Source organism: Campylobacter concisus, assembly GCF_003048835.2.
Lineage (GTDB): Bacteria > Campylobacterota > Campylobacteria > Campylobacterales > Campylobacteraceae > Campylobacter_A > Campylobacter_A concisus_D.
Window position 1 is genome coordinate 1,831,463 of record NZ_CP060705.1, and the last position, 16,387, is coordinate 1,847,849.

Consider the following 16,387-nt stretch of genomic DNA (forward strand, 5'->3'; position numbering starts at 1 on the left):
CTTTTTAAAATGAATTTATCTCTAAACTCTTTGTCTTATTGCCTAGATCCACGCCAACAAGCACGTTTTTATCTATAAAAATTTCTTTTATCTCGCCACTAAAAAGCTCTTTTTTGCCCTTTAGCTTGAAGCTTTTGTCAAATTTATAGATCACTCCGTCCTCGCTAGCTACTAAAACCTCATCTCCCACACAAGCAAGAGCTGAAATTTTAGATCTTAAAACTTGCTTTTTAGCTCCACTTTTAAGATCTAAAATTTCTCCATTTTTAAAGCCTATAAAAATTTCATCATCGCTAAATTTACAAGCGCTCACTGGTGCAAAGCCAACGCTTTTTTGCTCTTTTGCGTTAAGCTTGCTATCAAGCAAAAACGCCTTGCCATTAAAGCTTGTAAAAAACACTCCCTCACCAAGCGGTAAAAAGCTAGAAATTTTATAAACATTGTTAAAATTTTTTGATATAAATTTTTTAGAACTCTTGTCAAAAATGGCGATCGTTACGACATTTGCCATATCGCAAGCGACGTAAATTTTCTCTTTATCTAGCAAGATATTTGAAACCTTACAGCCAACATTTGGCAGAGCAAATAAAAATTCCTTCTCGCTAGCTACCTTTACGATCTCGTTGTTTAAATTTGCAACGTAAAAAGAGCTCTCATCAAAAGCACATCTTTGATCTTTGTAAATTTTCTCCTTTAGTCCTAGGCTTTTTGTCTCGCCATCTTTTACAAAGATGATGTTTTGACTATTTTCATCGATGAAACAGCCCTTACCCTCGGCAAAAAGCGCTATCAAAGATAAGCTAAGACATAGCAGAAATTTCATTATCTAGGTTACTTTCATCGTAAATTTAAAATTAACAAAAATATACATATTCATATCTTAAAAGCAAATTAGAAGTTAATTTATTTTCTTAAGCTTTTAAAGAAAAATATCAATAATTTTTTTTAAATTTTGCTATTTACAATAAATAGACTTTGGAATTTAATGGATAGAAATATATTTTTAATAAAATTTATTATATATGAAAATACGTATTTTAGGCTTTTTTTGCATTAAAAATTTAAATTATAAATATTTCTTTAAAAAAATTATTTAAATTATATAATTATATTAAGAAATGAAAAATTTCTCTTGCGTTTTGAGCAAAGCTTAAATTTTAGATTTTTGATATTTTTTTGCTTAAATTTGCTGATAACTTAAATTTGTTTAAATAGGCTATAATCCACCAAAAAAAGGAGAGATAATGCTAACACATTTAGATGAAAAAGACCGTCCAAAGATGGTCGATGTAAGCCCAAAAGATCCAACTAAAAGAGTAGCAACTGCTAGTGGGATCATCAAAATGAGCAAAGATGCTTTTAAGGCGATCAAAGAAAACACAGGCAAAAAAGGACCAGTCATCCAAACAGCCGTTGTCGCTGCGATAATGGGCGCTAAAAAGACAAGCGAGCTAATACCTATGTGCCATCCACTGGCCATTTTAGGCGTGGATTGTGACATCGAGGAGCTGCCTGAAATTTGCGCTTTTAAGCTTTTTGTAAGCGTAAAGATAGAGGGCAAAACAGGCGTCGAGATGGAGGCGCTAACAGGCGTAAGCGTGGGACTTCTTACTATTTATGATATGGTAAAAGCCATAGATAAAGGTATGGAGATCGGAAGCATCGTACTAGAGAGCAAAACAGGAGGCAAAAGTGGCGAGTATATGCGATCTAAATAATAAAAAACCAAAGATCGACTACCCAACGCACTGGGAGTACAAAGTGATCTTTGATGCGAGTGATGAGGCAGAGGCAAAGGTGAAAGATATAGTAAAAGATAGGGAATTTAAGCTAGTTTTTTCTAAATTTAGCAAGGATAAAAAATACGCGAGCTATGATCTGGCGGTGCTAGTTTTGAGCGAAGAAGAGAGACTGGAGATATTTTCAGCCCTAAAACACGAAGCAAAATACGTTTTATAAGGTAAAAATATGGATAAACTTGAGCAAAATTTACGTGATTATAAAGATAGCGAAGGGCTACTAACTAGCATAAAGGCTCTTTGCAACGACTTTTTTAAGGACGTCTCAGACAAAGATGAAAACGCACTGCCTGATCTTTTGAAGCAAAAGATGAATGAGCTTTATGACAAGATGGACAAAGAGAGCCTCATAAATGCTAAAAATCTAAAAAGCGCTATGGAGGGGATAAATCAAGCTCTAGTTAGTGGCGAAGAGAAGGAGCTTTATGAGCTATTTGATAAAAGAGATGAGATAAATAGAGCCATCGAGACAAAGCGTGAAGAGATAAAAAATAGGCTAAAAATTTCATTTGAAGCGGCTGAAGAGGTCGTAAAAGATAGAAATTTTGGCGAAAAAGAGGAAATTTTAGAGCTTTTAAACAATGCGATCATTAGAGAAACGAGAATGCTTGGCATCTTAAAAGAGAGCGCTCAAATCGCATTTTTAACGACGCTTGAGGGTGCAAAGGATGTAGAAGAGACCGCTGGTGCGATAGCTAAAAATATGACCTATTCTGCGATAAGAGGTGGGGAGTTTAGCAAAGAGCGAATGTTTGAAATTTCAAAAAATATCATCAGTGCAGCGGGAAATTTAGCAAATGAGGGGCATATCTTTGCAAAAGAGCTCATAAAAGGCGCGATAAATGGCACGAGAGATGGCATTTTAAGAGCTATTGAAAAGCTAAAAGATGAGGCTAAATTTGCTCCAGACGAGCTAAGGCTAAACTCACAGCTTTTAAATTTAAAAGCTGTAGATGAAGAGTTTATAGCGCTTCTTAAAGAGCTTGAAAACGAATTTGATGGCGTAGCTAAAAGCGAGATTGAAAGCGTGATAAATAGCGAGCTTGACACAAATCTAGCAAAATTTAAACGCATAAGTGATCAAGCGATAGAGCAGATCAGCTCAAGGCTTGAAGAGCTAAAATCAAACGGCGTTGCTAAGCTTATGAGCGAGGCGAACAATAAATTTGAAGCCCTAAAGCAAGAACTAAATGACAAGAGCAAAAAGCTAAAGCTAAATTTTGACGCTAATGATAAACTTGAAGGCCTCAAACAAGATATCGCGGAGTTTGAGAAAAAGGCGAACGACAAGCTTGAAGATATCAAACAAATGGATATAAAAACAGAAGCTAAGAAATTTGGCGATAGAGCCTATCAAGCCGCAAAAGACTTTTTAAACGTCATAAAAAAAGATAAAAAAGAGGAGTAAATTTGCCAAGCTTTTTGGCAAATTTATCATTTTGGCTAGGTCTTAGCCTAGCCTTTTATAACTTAAATTTATAAAAATAGATAGAGCAAAAACGCACCCAAGATCAAGCGGTAGATGACAAAAGGTAGCATCCTGATCCTTGAGATGATCCCCATAAATAGCTTCACGCAAATATAAGCACTAACTGCACTTATGATGACGCCAAGGGCGATGTCACTCCAAGGCAAGGCGTTTGGATCTTTTATAAGCTTGATACTCTCAAGTCCGCCAGCTAGGATGATGACTGGGATCGACATCAAAAATGAGAAATTTGCACTGCCTTTGTGGCTAAATCCTAAAAATAAGGCTGCTGTCATCGTTATACCTGATCTTGAGACGCCAGGGATGAGCGCCACAGCCTGCGCTAAGCCTATGATAAGAGCAAATTTTATGGTCATTTCATATTCACTCTTGTTTGTCGAGCGAAGATCAGCAAAGTAAAGTGCGATGCCAAAGACGATCGTAGTAACAGCGATCACAACGCCGCTTCTTGCGTACTCTTCGATTACGTTGTTAAACAAAAGTCCAAAGATGCCAACTGGGATAGTGGCAAATCCAACGCACCAGACAAGCAGGCTATCGCCCACCATCTTTCGTTGCGCGATCGAGGCAAAAAAGTCACGAAGTAGCTTGAAAATCGTATCTTTAAAATAAAAAAGTATCGCGCTTAGCGTACCAACATGCACTGCCACGTCAAAAGCAAGCCCTTGATCTGGCCAGCCAAGTAGCTTTGGTACCAAGATGAGATGAGCTGAGCTTGAAATAGGCAGAAATTCGCTTATGCCTTGCACCAAGGCTAAAACGATAACGTGAGAAATTTCCATAAAATGCCTTTTTTGATTGTAGATTGCAGTTGGGGATTTTACTCCCCAAAGTTAAATTTTATATAAGTTCGCTAGCAAAATTTGCAAGCTTTTGCGGAGTAAATCCGAAGTGATCAAATAGCTCGTTCGCCTTGCCGCTAGCGCCAAAGCTGTTCATACCATAAACTGCGTCGGCAAATTTATACCACTCATAGCCAGTTGCGGCCTCAACTGCGATGATCGTTGTGTTTTTATCTAAAATTCTAGCCACATACTCAGCTGGCTGCTCGCAAAGTAGGTCAAAACAAGGCGCTGATACGATATTTACGCCGATACCTTGCTCAGCTAGAAGTGCGGCTGCTTTTACGCAGAGTGAGACTTCGCTGCCACTTGCTATAAATGTAATCTTCGCATCTTTTGCCGAGCTTAGCAGATATGCGCCGTTGCTAACCTCGCCAAATTCGCCTTTTGCAAGTGGCTCAAGCCCTTGGCGGCTAAGCACAAAGGCACTTGGAGCGTTTAAATTTAGCGCTACTTGCCAGCTAGCTGCGTTTTCATTGCCATCAGCTGGGCGGAAAGTGTAGAAATTTGGCATAGCTCTAAATGTGCTAAGCTGCTCAATCGGCTGATGTGTCGGACCATCTTCGCCAACGCCGATGCTATCGTGTGTGAAGACAAAAAAGTGCTTGATGCCCATTAGCGCTGCTATCCTCGCACTTGGCTTTAGATAGTCGCTGAAGATGAAAAATGTCGCTGAAAATGGCAAGAAAAGACCGTATCTGGCGATGCCATTGTTGATAGCTGCCATGGCGTGCTCTCTGATGCCGTAGTGGATGTTTTTGCCATTTGGGAAGTCGCCCATGCCCTTTAGCTCGGTCTTGTTTGATGGAGCAAGATCTGCACTACCACCGATAAAGCCAGGAAGTTTTTTAGCTATCTCATTTAAAATGACATGGTTTGTATCTCTTGTGGCTAGCTTTTTATCGCTAAAGTCTGGAAATTCGAGCTTGCTAAAGTCTGGATTAAGAAGAGAATTTAGTAAATTTTTGCCTTCAATGCTTAGTGCCTCAACCTTTTTGTTCCACATAGCCTCTTCAAGATCGCCCTTTTCAACTGCACCTCTAAATCTTAAAAGCACGTCCTCGTCAATGGCAAATTTCTTCTCAGGATCAAAACCAGCTGCAGCCTTTGCCTTTTTGATGATCTCCTCGCCAAGTGGCGCGCCGTGGCTGTGGTGTGAGCCCTCAAGCTCCATTGCGCCGCGTGCTATGTGCGTGTTTGCGATGATGAGATATGGCGACTCTTTCTCGCTAGCTTGCTCAAGCGCAAATTCGATCTGGTTGAAGTCATGTCCGTCGATGCGTGCGACCTCCCAGCCCTGCGCTTCAAATCTAGCCTTGACATCCTCGCTAAATGCTATCGCTGTGTCGCCCTCGATCGTGATGTTGTTTGAGTCGTAGATGAGCACAAGGTTGTCTAGTCTTAAATTTCCAGCCACAGAACATGCCTCGTAGCTTATGCCCTCTTCTAAGTCGCCGTCGCCACAAAGGCAGTAAATTTTATGATCGATTATTTTATTATCTGGCTCATTTAGCACGTTTGCAGCGTATTTTTCTGCCATGGCAAGGCCAACTGCATTTGCTACGCCTTGACCGAGTGGGCCAGTAGCCATCTCAACGCCTGGAGTGTGAATTTCTGGATGTCCTGGGGTGTTTGAGCCAAGTTGGCGGAAATTTTTAAGCTCATCTAGGCTTAGATCGTAGCCAGTTAGATGTAAGAAGCTATAAACCAAGCTTGATGCGTGACCACCGCTAAAAACGAGCCTATCTCTGTTTAGCCATTTTGGATTTTTAGGGTTATGTTTTAAAAAGTTGCTTAAAACCACCATGATATCAGCTAGGCCCATAGGAGCACCTGGGTGTCCGCTGTTAGCGTTTTGCACCATATCAGCGCACAAAAATCTTATAGTATCGGCTTGTTTTTTTAGCATATGATCTCCTTTTATTGCGTCAGATTATACAAAAAAGTGATTAAAACTTGCCTTGCATTTTTGCCCAAAATGTCTAAAAAGTGATATAAATTTACTAAATTTACGCGCTATCTTAGATGCTTGTCTGTAAGCTCTAAGATCATCTTTGCTATGCCAGCATCTATCTGTTTTAGCGCCTCTTTTATCTCGCTAATTAGCTCATCTTTTTTCTTTTTTGCACCCTCTAAACCAAGTAAATTTGTAAATGAATTTTTCGCTAGGTCGTTATGCACGGGTTTTCCAGCGGCCGCCTCGTCACTTGTAAGGTCGATGATGTCGTCTTGTATCTGAAAAGCAAGCCCAAGCTTTAGACCGATATCATAAATTTTCTCGCACTCGTTTTCAGCTAAATTTGCTATTACTGCGCCCATTTTGAGGCTAGCAGCGATGAGCTTTGCGGTTTTGTGGATGTGTAAAAATACTAGCTCATCAAGGCTTAGCATCTTGCCAGAGAGTCCAAATTTAGCCTTTGCTCTTTTGATATCCTCTTTGTTTGTATTTTCAAAAAAACAATCCAGCGCCTGACCTAACACTATGCCGCTAACGCCAGCATTTTCGCTTAAAATTTCTACGCATTTTATACGCGTATCAGCTGGTAAATCGGCACGTGAAATTTCATAAAAAGCATGCGTATTTAGCGCATCTCCTGCAAGTATCGCAGTCGTCTCGTCGTATGTTACGTGAAGCGTTGGTGTGCCACGTCTTAGGCTTGCGTTATCCATCGAAGGCAGGTCGTCGTGAATGAGCGAGTATGTATGCATCATCTCAAGCCCCAAAGCCACTCTCATCGCCTTTTGCGTGAGGCTTTTATCAACGTTTTCTACCACACCAAGAAGCAAAAGCGCCCTAAAGTGCTTGCCTCCAGCCTTTAGCATAACGCCAAGCGCCTCCTCGTAGTAAGGGTGAAAGCTAGACGCCTTTGGCAAATTTGCGTTTAGAAATTTTACAAACTCCTCAAGCAGGCTCATTTTGGCACTCTTGCAAAGAACTGAAAGTCATTTCTACTAAATAAAAGCACGAAATTTTGCAGGTCGCTTATCTTTTCTAAAAGCTCCTCGCGGTTGCTTACGCTCTCTTTGTTGTAGCCTAAAATTTTATCGCCGATCTTTATGCCAAAAATTTCTGCATTTGACTTTGGCTCGACCTTAGTAACGACTAAATTTTTATCGACCGTGATACCATAATCCACCAAAACTTTATCATCAAGCAAGCTCTCAGGCGACTTTGGCATGACGTTTAAATTTGGTAGATCAAGGCTTGAAGGGGCGTCAATGTCGAGGCTTTGGTTAAATTTCACATCCCCGCTTACTGGCACTTGAAAGAGTAGCTGCTCTCTGTCACGTTTTACAATGATGTCCAGTTTTGCGCCCTTTGGAGCAAAAAGCACCATCTCGTTTAGCTCTCTTAGGCTCTTTGGCTTGATGCCATTTATCGTAACAAGCTCATCATCAACCATCATCATCTTGCCACGGCCCAGTGGATCAACAAGCCCTACAAAAAATTTATCCTCTTTTTGCAAGAACTTTACGCCGATATCGCCGTAATAGACGTCATCGTAAGATACAAAGTGCTTTAAATAGCGGTTTGGTATAAATTTATCAGCTCCAACAGCTATGCCTATCATCTTGCAACAAGGCGTGTTTATCTCGCCAGTCGCGTTATACTCGAAGCTTAGCGTGTCAAAGTCGCCTAAATTTTGCCCTAAAGACTTGATGTGACCCATGACAGTGTTGTTTGCGTCATTTAAGATGCCAACCCAAGTGCTCTTTTTGATACGCTCTTCATTAGTCTCATCAGCCATCACAACAGGGCTTAGCTCCTTGCTAGAGCGGACCAAAAAGAGCTGCAAATATGGGTCAAATTTGACATATTCACCAAGTGGCGCTCCGTCACTTTTTGGCACTGCGATCAAATTTTTCGTGATAGCCACGCCAAAGTGTTTATTAACTGAGACGATTGAGTTTTTGTTCTTTTCAAAGCAGGCGTTAAAGTCCTCTTGCGTAGGCCTAGGATCGGCGTTTAGGCAAAGCGCTGATAGCAAAAAAGCAAGGGCAAATTTATATTTTAGTCTCATTTTATCCCCATCGAAGCAAGACCGCCAAGCATCCTTGAAGCGGTGTTTTTCTTATCGGCCTCAACTGATTTTAGCACGTCATTTACGGCGCTTATTAGCAAAATTTGCATGCTCTCTTTATCTTCAAGCAAGCTATCATCTATGCTGATATCAAGTATCTCGCCGCTGACGTTTGCTCTAACGCTCACTAGCCCGCCGCCACTTTTTGCGCCAAATTCTTTATTTTTGCTCTCTTCTTCCATCTGTTTGGCTTGCTTTTGCACATCTTCAAGCATCTGCCCCATCTTTGAAAAGTCAAATCCCTCAAACATCGCCTACTCCTTTATGATCTCGTTTTTGTTATTTACATGCACGATGGTTGGCTTAAATTTCTTAGCCTTTTTAAATTTCATACTAGCATAAGCCACGATGATGACCACGTCGCCAACGCAGACCTTTCTAGCAGCCGCGCCGTTTAGGCAAATTTCGCCTTTTTTGCCCTTTATCACGTAGGTGGCAAATCTCTCGCCATTATTTACGTCTAAAATTTCAACCTTTTGATTTTCTATCAAATTTGCAGCCTTTATAAGCTCCTCGCCGATACTGATCGAGCCAACGTAATTTAAATTTGCGTCTGTTACGACGGCCCTGTGGATCTTACTAGCTAAAATTTCTATATTCATTTTTACCTCTTTAAAAGCTCAATTACAACTTCTTTGTCGCTAAATGGGTGCTTGACGCCCTTTATCTCCTGATATGGCTCGTCGCCTTTGCCAAGTATGACAAGCGCCCAGCCAGGCTCTAGCTTGCTAATAGCTAGCACGATCGCCTCTTTGCGGTTGGCGTTTCGTATCAAATTTTCATTTTGGCTCATGCCAGCGCAAATTTCGTCTATTATGCTCTCTGGTTCTTCACTTCTTGGATTGTCACTTGTGACGATGCAAATTCTTGCGTATTTTTGGGCTATCGCTCCCATTTTAGGGCGCTTTGTCCTATCTCTGTCGCCGCCTGCGCCAAAGACCGCGATCAAATTTAGATGTCTAAGCGAGTTTAGCACCTTTTCTATGCCATCTGGCGTATGAGCAAAATCCACAATGACTAGCGGATCGGTGCTAACGACCTCCATCCTACCGCTCACGCCTTTAAATTTACTTATCGCCTTTGAAAGTGCGGCCGCTTCTGGGCGCTCAAGCAGGCAAACGGCGCCAAGAGCGGCGATTAGGTTGTAGAGATTAAACTCGCCTTGAAGGCTTGAGTCTATCTCCACATCGCCATTTGGCGTCTTGATAACTGCGTCTATGCCGTCTTTTAGTCCATAAACTATCGGCGCAAAGCTAGCTGGCTTTTTGATCGCGTATGTGTAGGCGTTTTTTGGGTTAAATTTAACTCCACCATCGTCAATATTTATGAGCTTTACGCTCTCATCGTCAAAAAAGCTTGATTTTACTCTCGCGTACTCCTCCATGCTCTTGTGGTAGTCTAGGTGATCTTGCGTTAGGTTTGTAAAAATTTTAAGAGCAAATTTTAAGCTCTCTATGCGTTTTTGAGCGATCGCATGCGAGCTAACCTCCATCACGAAGTACTCACAGCCCTGCTCGCTGGCTACTTTTAGGTATGAGAGCGTCTTTAAAATGGCACTTGTCGTAAGCGCCTTGTCATCTATCTGCTCGCCCTCTATAAAAGCTCCTCTGGTGCCACTTAGCCCGCATTTTTTACCTAAATTTCGCATGGTTTCGTAGATAGCCGCAGCCGTTGTGGTCTTGCCATTTGTCCCTGTGATGCCAACTATCTTTAAGCTTTCATCTATTTTTAAAAGCTTTTTGCACTCTTCAAGGGTGATTATCTTTGCGCCATTTTTTACTGCGTCCTCTGCAAATTTCGCATTTGCAGTGGTTTGCACAAAGTATGCACCCTGCTCGCACTCGTTTGAGTCATCTGTTATGAAGCTATTTTCTACTAATATTTTCATCGTTTTGTCTTTTTTGTATCTCTTTAAAAAGCTGATCTATACGCTCGTCGCCGCCAAACATCACCGCCGCACTCTCAAGGTAGTTCATGCTCATATCGATGAAGTCATTTTTTATCAAATTTCCTAAAAACTCCAAAAAATCATCTTTGTTTGAGATCATCACTTTAGTTGAGAACATGATGTTTTCAAAGACCTTTTTAAAGCTGCCGTCCTTATAAACAGCCCTTTTAAAGTCCTCGTAGCTGATCGCGTCTTGCTCTTCAAAGTACTCGCTCTCCTCGTCTCTGGACTCTAAAATTTTTAAAATTTCCTCCACGCCCTCGTCGTCCTCGCCGGCTCTTACCTTCGCCATGTAGTAGTCAAACAAGAGTTTTGCCTCCTCGGCATTTTCCTCGCCAAGAGAGCAAATTTGTATCAAAAATAGCAGATCCTTCTCGCGTGTCTTTTCGTAGGCTAGCGAAAAGTAAAAGATCGCATCTTTAAATTTAGAGCGTTTAAAGTGCTTTATGCCTACTTTTTTATAATCTATCAATGTTAAATTCCTCGCCTATTGGGACGTTTATGACCTCAAGCTCTGGGTGAATGTCTATGCGAAGCTGCCTTTCGATGCCGTATTTTAGCGTGGTCGTGCTGGCCGCGCATCCGTGACAATGTCCTGTGAGTCTTACGTAAATTTTGCCGTTTTTTATGCCAAGTAGCTCCATGCCGCCGCCGTCATTTTCAAGCATAGGCAGCACCTTTTGCAAACTCGCAGTCACTGGTTTTAAAAGCTCTTCATCACTAAATGGGATCATATTTTTTCCTTAAATTTTTTAGCTATTATAGCAGATAAAGTGCAAACAAACTTTTTCTAGGCTTTTGCTGTGGGCGTTTTGGCTTTAAATTTTGGTGGTTTTTTGTGGAGAAAAAGGGCAAATTTGCCCTTTAAGTTTAGTTTAGTAGAAGTGATTTTATATCGATTTTATGTTCAATCATCTTACTTTCAAGCATAAATTCTTGCGTAGCTTCAAGCGCTTTTATATCATCAGCAGTGATCTTTGAGCTAAAGTCGTACTGAGGATACATGCTCTTTACCGCCTCTATGCTAAGTCCAGTCTCTTCAGCTGTAAATTTAAGCGCTTCGTCCTCGTTTGCTTTGATGTAGGCCAAAATTTCGTCCTGAGCCTTTTTAAATTTCTCAACTACATCTTTGTGCTTTTTATAAAACTCCCCGCTTGTTGCCGTGACGATAACTGGAGTGATGACGCCTTTGCCAGTTGTCACTACGTTTAGGCCTGATTTTTGAGCGTTGTAGGCCGCTGGTCCTGCAAGAAGCGCTGCATCGACGCTGCCGTTTTCTACTGCAGCTTGCGCAGCTGGGATACCCATAGAGATGAACTCTACGTCGTTTATGCTAAGTCCTCCAAGAGCTAGGTATCTAACCAAAAGCTCGTTTAGGATAGTGCCTTTTGGGCCTGCTACTTTTTTGTCTTTTAGATCTTTTGGCGACTTGATGTTTTTATCTTTAGAAAATATGACAAAGGCCTCTGGCGCCCTTGAATAGGCGCTTATGATCTTTATATCAGCCTTATTTGCAGCTGCAAGTATGACCGAAGTGCCGCCCACGCAGTTTAGAAACTGGAGCGAATTTGAAGCGAGCGCTTGCGTCTGCTTCGCACCTGAAGTGATCTCAGAGTACTCAACTGGCACGCCAAAAGACTTCGCATAAAAGCCTTTAAATTTATCAACGATCGAAGGGACGTTTAGCGGCGATTTGACGTAGGTCATGCCGATCTTATCTAGGCCATCGCTTGCGTTTGCGACTAGACAAAGCAAAGAGGCCACACACAAAACCTTAAAAAACTTTCTCATACTTACTCCTTTTAAAAATTTCAAGATTATATAATTTTTTGCTTCATTTTGGTTTTAATTATCATTTTATTTGCCTAAATTTCACTCAAAATTTTGCGTTTTACGGCTATTAGCTCCTCGCTTAGCAGATCTCTTGGCCTTGCTAAATTTGATAGATCATAGTTTGACTTTATACCGCCCTTTTCAAGCAAGATGATATCATCCGCCAAAAATAGCGCCTCATCGATGTTGTGAGTGACGAAAAGGATAGTTTTACCGGCTTGTATCTTTAAAATTTCAGTCTGCATGCTAGCTCTAGTAAATGCATCAAGTGCGGCAAATGGCTCGTCCATAAGGATCAAATTTGCCTCATATGCAAGCACCCTTGCAAGCGAAACGCGCGAGCTCATACCGCCAGATAGCTGCGAAACGGCGGCAAATTTAAAGTCACTAAGCCCTATCATAGATATCAAACTATCGATCTTTGCAGCCTCTATCTCCTGCTTTTTAAGTGGGAAAACGATATTTTCATAGACGTTTAGAAAGGGCATGAGGCGAGGCTCTTGAAAGACAAAGCCGATCTTTGCTTGCTCTTTAAATTTTATCTCGCCAAGGCTAATGCTCTCAAGGCCAGCTATAAGGCGTAAAAGCGTCGTTTTGCCACAACCGCTTCTGCCGAGTATGACGGTGATCTTATCTTTTTTTATGCTTAAGCTTAGTTCCCTCAAAACGTCGATACGCTTCTCACCGATATAAAAATGCTTGGATAAATTTGAAATTTCTATCATTTATCGCCTCGCAAAAGGCTAAATTTCGCTATCAAAAGCGAAAAGAGCCTATCTATGAGCACGCCGCAAACGCCGATCGTAAAAATGCCGACAAATATCCTGTCCGCTCGCGAAAGCTCCTCTGCGTCAAGTATGAGGTAGCCCAGCCCGCTTGACGCCGCTATCATCTCAGCTCCGATGATCGCGCGCATAGCGTAGCCAAAGCCTATTCGCATGCCGACAAAGATATCTTTTAGCGAACTTTTTAGGATGATCTTGTAAAAAATCTCAAATTTGCTAAAGCCAAAAATTTTACCAACCTCGATAAGCTTTATATCACAGCTCGTTAGCCCCTTTTGGATGCTAAGAAACATCGGGAAAAACGAAGCTAGGATGATAATAATGATCTTTGGCGTCTCGTTTATACCAAACCAAAGCACCAAAATGGCGATCAAACTAAGCGGCGGGATATTTCTAAAAAACTCCAGTATCCACTCGTAATAAACACTGATCTTTGGCAAAAGTGCCGCTATACCGCCAAGCACGAGCGCTAGGGCAAACGAGAGCGCGTAGCCTGCAAATATGCGCTTAAAGCTGATGATAGTATGCGTGGCGAGCTCGCCGCTTAGGCTCATGCTATACATCGTCTTAAAGGTCACAATGGGGCTTGGCAAGATATACGGCGTGAAAATTTCTAGCTCGCAAACGACCTGCCAGATGGCAAAGATCGCTAGGATCAAAATGCTCTTTTTAAAAATTTCCCTCACAGCCCGTCTCCGTTGTGACAGCCGTTTTCGCAGTATAAAAGCTCGATGATCTGGTAGTTTTTAAGCTCGCTAAATTTATATGAAAGGGCGTTTTGTATCTTTTCTACGCTACCAAGACTTAGTGTTTTTACGCCCAAATTTGTAAAAAAGCCAGGCGGTATCGGGCTTGCCCCTAGCCTTTTCATCTCTAAATTTATCTCGTTTTGCTCCCTAAAACTCTTCCACGTCAAAAATGTGGTTCGCTCTAAATTTAGCCCCCTGCCAAGCTCTGCCAGATCCTCACAGGGCGTCGTCACGTAAAGCCACTCGTCCTCTTTTAGCTTTGAGCTAAGCTCAAGCGCGCTCTCTATCAAAATGGGGCTTAAATTTGAAATGAATGCGGCTTGTTCTTTGAAATTTGCCCTGATGAAATTTACAGCCCTCGGACAGCGACTGTCAATAATAAGTTCCTTTTGCGCAAGAGCGTTTTTGTATGCGTTTTTTACGCTTTTAACGTGGTCTTTTTCGCACTCTACTACGCTAAAACCTTTCTCTTGCAAAATTTCTTTAAGCGCTGCAAAGTCGTAGATGTTTTTTACAACAGGATTTAACCAAACCACTTTTTTCATTAGAGCTCCCGTCAAATTTAAAGCAAAATGTAATAATTAAAATCAAAATTGTATCACTTGAAAGTAAAAAGATGGCTTTGGATGTTAAATTTACAAGAAAACGGCTAGACTTTTACGTCTAAATTTCGCTTTTTCTGGCTTTTCTCCATTAGTTTTAGTATATCTATGCCACTTTTTTCAAGGCGCATTAGCTCCTTAAGATAGGCAAATTTCTCATCTTTATTTATATCATATGTCGCTAGTTTCTCGCTTCGGCCGATCACCGAGGCATAGACCTTGTTGCCGTCAAGCTTGTCCGTGTTTTGCACATTGTAAAGCGACAGCACGCCCTCTATTACCTCTTTAAATTTCGCCCCGCTCTTCATGCCAGCCTTCATCAGCGTTAAAAATCTCTGCCTGCTCTCCTCGTCAGTGAAATTTATACTTTGCATTGTCTCATATTCGATCGGTGGCTTGTTCGTGCTAGTTAGCATTGAGATAGCCTTCTTGCCTATTGTAATGCTCTCCACGCCGACCCTCTCGCCAAGATATTGCCTCAGCGCATAGTCCAGCCACCTATCTTTAAACTCTTCAGTGCTTAGGTCCTTGTCAAGTATCTCAAAGCCCTCCACGTGGCTCTTGTGTCCAAGTCCAAGCAAGGTGCCGCTATCATCTTTTGACGTGTACTCTTTTGCGAAGAGATCGACGTTTGTTGGATAGTATCCGATGATCGATTCATAAAGCCTTCCAAAGCCAAGTGCCCCAGTCTGGCTAACAAAGCTTTTAAGCTCATCTATCTCGTCTTGGCTCATTTGCTTGTCATATCCCATGAGCTTGCCCCAGATGCTTATCTTGCCATTGGCGGCTATGCCTGTGAGCGAGTTATCTTTAGCAAATTTTAGCGGCTCATCATCTTTGTTAAATTTACTCTCATTTGTCTGGTTTAAATTTATCTGATCGCTGCTTTGATTGGTGAATTGAGCTAATTTTTGAGATGATAAATTTAAGGAAATTTCGTCTGTGCTAGGCCTGATATGGCTAGCGCTTTGCTCCCTAATATTTTGAAATCCACTATATAAATTTACATTAGCTCCATTTACGCCACCTATCATCTCAAATCCTTTGTAAGATAGTTTAAACAAATATCGTCTCTTTAAAATAATGTTTGATACAAAAGCAAATTTAGAAATTTATGGAGCTTTTTGCTTTTAAATTTAGGCTGTTTGAAGCTGGCTAATTTTTAGATATTTTATTATTTTGCTATTTTTTGAAATTTACCTGCGCCATTTTTATTGAATTTGACCAATATATTTGGTTTTGGCTGTAAGTCATATATTTAGAGCAAATTTACACCATCTCTGCCCTCGTAGCCACATTACCAAGCCCTTCTGCAACCTATCAAAGTGAGAGTTTTGCAGCTTTTTGGATTGTAAATTTGAAATTTGTTTTTTGAATAATTTAAATTTGAGATAGTTTGTCTGGATGATTTGCCCTGCTTTTGGTTTTGCATTTTAAATATATAGCCTTAATCATAAAACTTCGCAAAATAGCTTATAAATTTAACCTAGAACCACTCAAAATACAAATAACCCACCTAAAGCAAATATCACAAAAAACAGAAATAAAATTTAAAAATAGCTGGCTCTAAATTTAGAAATTTATGTCGTCGACTTTGAAATTTAATGGATAAATTTGAGTTAGAAATTTATGACTTCTTTTTGGGGATTTTTGGCATAAATTAAAGAGTGTCTGCTCACTTTTTGTGCTTTAAAACCGCTATAAATTTACTTACACCAACTATTTTAACCTATCGTAGCAGCTCATCTAAAAGCCACGAAATCAATTTTATAATGCTTCGACTTGTAAATTTGCCACAGTCCAAGATGGATAAATTTAAAGCAAAAACTTTTTAAAAAAATAAACGTAAAAAGATAAATTTAGAAAGAAAAGAGAGCCAGAGAGGCTCTCTGGGGATTATTCAGCTACTAGCTCTATATAAGCCATCTCAGCTGCGTCGCCTCTGCGAACGCGAGTTTTGATGATCCTTGTATAGCCACCGTTGCGCTCTTTAAACTTTGGAGCTACTTCAGTAACTAGCTTATTTGTAGTCTCTTTGTCTTGCAAAGAAGCAAATACTGCTCTGTGAGCGTTAGAGTCGCCCTTTCTAGCTCTTGTTATCAGCTTTTCAACATAGCTTCTAAGCTCTTTTGCTTTTGGTAAAGTTGTCTCTATCTTTTCGCTTTTGATGATAGCTATCGCTAAATTCTTAAGCAATGCAGATCTATGAGATGACGTTCTACCAAGTTTGCGATATCCGTGTTTATGTCTCATCTATT

General features: G+C 40.8%; 19 protein-coding genes. 3 read left to right on the forward strand and 16 right to left on the reverse strand.

The annotated features are described in order from the left end of the window. Positions 1 to 4 precede the first annotated feature (4 nt). Entirely contained in the window at positions 5 to 823 is an 819-nt protein-coding gene (locus CVT08_RS09230; protein WP_107856913.1) for an ATP-dependent protease, read from the reverse strand. Positions 824 to 1,241: 418 nt separating this feature from the next. Here CVT08_RS09230 and moaC point away from each other — a divergent pair, with 418 nt between their 5' ends. From moaC to CVT08_RS09245, 3 genes are read left to right on the forward strand one after another with little or no spacing between them, the layout of a single operon-like run. Further along, a complete protein-coding gene (moaC, locus tag CVT08_RS09235) occupies positions 1,242 to 1,718 on the forward strand; it encodes a cyclic pyranopterin monophosphate synthase MoaC (RefSeq protein WP_181001873.1) in 477 nt (158 codons plus the stop codon). Then, positions 1,693 to 1,959 carry an HP0495 family protein gene (locus tag CVT08_RS09240; RefSeq protein WP_103567945.1) on the forward strand — a complete coding sequence of 89 codons (267 nt, stop codon included), beginning with the start codon at positions 1,693 to 1,695 and terminating at the stop codon, positions 1,957 to 1,959. Before moaC ends, CVT08_RS09240 begins: the two co-directional genes overlap by 26 nt. A gap of 9 nt (positions 1,960 to 1,968) precedes the next feature. Beyond that, positions 1,969 to 3,207: a hypothetical protein gene (locus tag CVT08_RS09245; protein ID WP_107856738.1), complete on the forward strand. Its 1,239-nt coding sequence runs from the start codon at positions 1,969 to 1,971 to the stop codon at positions 3,205 to 3,207. A gap of 68 nt (positions 3,208 to 3,275) precedes the next feature. Here CVT08_RS09245 and CVT08_RS09250 read toward each other — a convergent pair whose 3' ends face one another. The 15 genes from CVT08_RS09250 to rplQ form a co-directional block, all read right to left on the reverse strand. Next, positions 3,276 to 4,070, reverse strand: a complete 795-nt coding sequence (locus CVT08_RS09250; protein WP_107856737.1) for an undecaprenyl-diphosphate phosphatase — start codon at positions 4,068 to 4,070, stop codon at positions 3,276 to 3,278. A 58-nt stretch (positions 4,071 to 4,128) separates the two neighbouring features. Then, positions 4,129 to 6,039, reverse strand: a complete 1,911-nt coding sequence (gene tkt / locus CVT08_RS09255) for a transketolase (protein ID WP_107856736.1) — start codon at positions 6,037 to 6,039, stop codon at positions 4,129 to 4,131. 107 nt (positions 6,040 to 6,146) lie between these two features. Beyond that, the gene (locus CVT08_RS09260; RefSeq protein WP_107856735.1) at positions 6,147 to 7,046 is read right to left on the reverse strand and encodes a polyprenyl synthetase family protein; all 900 of its coding nucleotides are present in this window, start codon (positions 7,044 to 7,046) and stop codon (positions 6,147 to 6,149) included. Continuing rightward, the gene (locus tag CVT08_RS09265) at positions 7,043 to 8,152 is read right to left on the reverse strand and encodes a DUF7488 domain-containing protein (protein ID WP_107856734.1); all 1,110 of its coding nucleotides are present in this window, start codon (positions 8,150 to 8,152) and stop codon (positions 7,043 to 7,045) included. Before CVT08_RS09265 ends, CVT08_RS09260 begins: the two co-directional genes overlap by 4 nt. Beyond that, positions 8,149 to 8,463 carry a YbaB/EbfC family nucleoid-associated protein gene (locus CVT08_RS09270; RefSeq protein ID WP_107856733.1) on the reverse strand — a complete coding sequence of 105 codons (315 nt, stop codon included), beginning with the start codon at positions 8,461 to 8,463 and terminating at the stop codon, positions 8,149 to 8,151. Before CVT08_RS09270 ends, CVT08_RS09265 begins: the two co-directional genes overlap by 4 nt. Positions 8,464 to 8,466: 3 nt before the next feature. Further along, positions 8,467 to 8,814, reverse strand: a complete 348-nt coding sequence (panD, locus tag CVT08_RS09275) for an aspartate 1-decarboxylase (protein WP_002941539.1) — start codon at positions 8,812 to 8,814, stop codon at positions 8,467 to 8,469. 2 nt (positions 8,815 to 8,816) lie between these two features. Next, positions 8,817 to 10,100, reverse strand: a complete 1,284-nt coding sequence (locus CVT08_RS09280; RefSeq protein WP_107856732.1) for a UDP-N-acetylmuramoyl-L-alanyl-D-glutamate--2,6-diaminopimelate ligase — start codon at positions 10,098 to 10,100, stop codon at positions 8,817 to 8,819. Then, on the reverse strand, positions 10,078 to 10,632 hold the full coding sequence (locus CVT08_RS09285) for a histidine kinase (protein WP_103574239.1): 555 nt from the start codon (positions 10,630 to 10,632) through the stop codon (positions 10,078 to 10,080). The genes CVT08_RS09280 and CVT08_RS09285 overlap by 23 nt, the downstream gene beginning before the upstream one ends. Continuing rightward, entirely contained in the window at positions 10,619 to 10,894 is a 276-nt protein-coding gene (locus CVT08_RS09290; RefSeq protein WP_103574238.1) for a NifU family protein, read from the reverse strand. The genes CVT08_RS09285 and CVT08_RS09290 overlap by 14 nt, the downstream gene beginning before the upstream one ends. Before the next feature lie 136 nt (positions 10,895 to 11,030). Next, positions 11,031 to 11,951, reverse strand: coding sequence for an ABC transporter substrate-binding protein (locus tag CVT08_RS09295; protein WP_103647834.1), 921 nt, complete (start codon positions 11,949 to 11,951; stop codon positions 11,031 to 11,033). 74 nt (positions 11,952 to 12,025) lie between these two features. After that, complete coding sequence (locus tag CVT08_RS09300; protein ID WP_103647835.1) at positions 12,026 to 12,718, reverse strand: ABC transporter ATP-binding protein; 693 nt, start codon at positions 12,716 to 12,718, stop codon at positions 12,026 to 12,028. Further along, on the reverse strand, positions 12,715 to 13,464 hold the full coding sequence (locus CVT08_RS09305; protein ID WP_107856731.1) for an ABC transporter permease: 750 nt from the start codon (positions 13,462 to 13,464) through the stop codon (positions 12,715 to 12,717). The genes CVT08_RS09300 and CVT08_RS09305 overlap by 4 nt, the downstream gene beginning before the upstream one ends. Next, a complete protein-coding gene (locus tag CVT08_RS09310; protein WP_103647837.1) occupies positions 13,461 to 14,072 on the reverse strand; it encodes a hypothetical protein in 612 nt (203 codons plus the stop codon). The genes CVT08_RS09305 and CVT08_RS09310 overlap by 4 nt, the downstream gene beginning before the upstream one ends. Before the next feature lie 104 nt (positions 14,073 to 14,176). Continuing rightward, entirely contained in the window at positions 14,177 to 15,163 is a 987-nt protein-coding gene (locus tag CVT08_RS09315) for a hypothetical protein (RefSeq protein ID WP_107856730.1), read from the reverse strand. An 862-nt stretch (positions 15,164 to 16,025) separates the two neighbouring features. Continuing rightward, positions 16,026 to 16,382, reverse strand: a complete 357-nt coding sequence (gene rplQ, locus CVT08_RS09320; protein ID WP_002941584.1) for a 50S ribosomal protein L17 — start codon at positions 16,380 to 16,382, stop codon at positions 16,026 to 16,028. Positions 16,383 to 16,387: the final 5 nt, after the last annotated feature.

Coding starts and splice junctions, on each gene's coding strand:
- CVT08_RS09230 (WP_107856913.1), bottom strand. CDS start 823: ATGAAATTTCTGCTATGTCTTAGCTTATCTTTGATAGCGCTTTTTGCC.
- CVT08_RS09245 (WP_107856738.1), top strand. CDS start 1,969: ATGGATAAACTTGAGCAAAATTTACGTGATTATAAAGATAGCGAAGGG.
- CVT08_RS09250 (WP_107856737.1), bottom strand. CDS start 4,070: ATGGAAATTTCTCACGTTATCGTTTTAGCCTTGGTGCAAGGCATAAGC.
- tkt (WP_107856736.1), bottom strand. CDS start 6,039: ATGCTAAAAAAACAAGCCGATACTATAAGATTTTTGTGCGCTGATATG.
- CVT08_RS09260 (WP_107856735.1), bottom strand. CDS start 7,046: ATGAGCCTGCTTGAGGAGTTTGTAAAATTTCTAAACGCAAATTTGCCA.
- CVT08_RS09265 (WP_107856734.1), bottom strand. CDS start 8,152: ATGAGACTAAAATATAAATTTGCCCTTGCTTTTTTGCTATCAGCGCTT.
- CVT08_RS09270 (WP_107856733.1), bottom strand. CDS start 8,463: ATGTTTGAGGGATTTGACTTTTCAAAGATGGGGCAGATGCTTGAAGAT.
- panD (WP_002941539.1), bottom strand. CDS start 8,814: ATGAATATAGAAATTTTAGCTAGTAAGATCCACAGGGCCGTCGTAACA.
- CVT08_RS09280 (WP_107856732.1), bottom strand. CDS start 10,100: ATGAAAATATTAGTAGAAAATAGCTTCATAACAGATGACTCAAACGAG.
- CVT08_RS09290 (WP_103574238.1), bottom strand. CDS start 10,894: ATGATCCCATTTAGTGATGAAGAGCTTTTAAAACCAGTGACTGCGAGT.
- CVT08_RS09295 (WP_103647834.1), bottom strand. CDS start 11,951: ATGAGAAAGTTTTTTAAGGTTTTGTGTGTGGCCTCTTTGCTTTGTCTA.
- CVT08_RS09300 (WP_103647835.1), bottom strand. CDS start 12,718: ATGATAGAAATTTCAAATTTATCCAAGCATTTTTATATCGGTGAGAAG.
- CVT08_RS09310 (WP_103647837.1), bottom strand. CDS start 14,072: ATGAAAAAAGTGGTTTGGTTAAATCCTGTTGTAAAAAACATCTACGAC.
- CVT08_RS09315 (WP_107856730.1), bottom strand. CDS start 15,163: ATGATAGGTGGCGTAAATGGAGCTAATGTAAATTTATATAGTGGATTT.
- rplQ (WP_002941584.1), bottom strand. CDS start 16,382: ATGAGACATAAACACGGATATCGCAAACTTGGTAGAACGTCATCTCAT.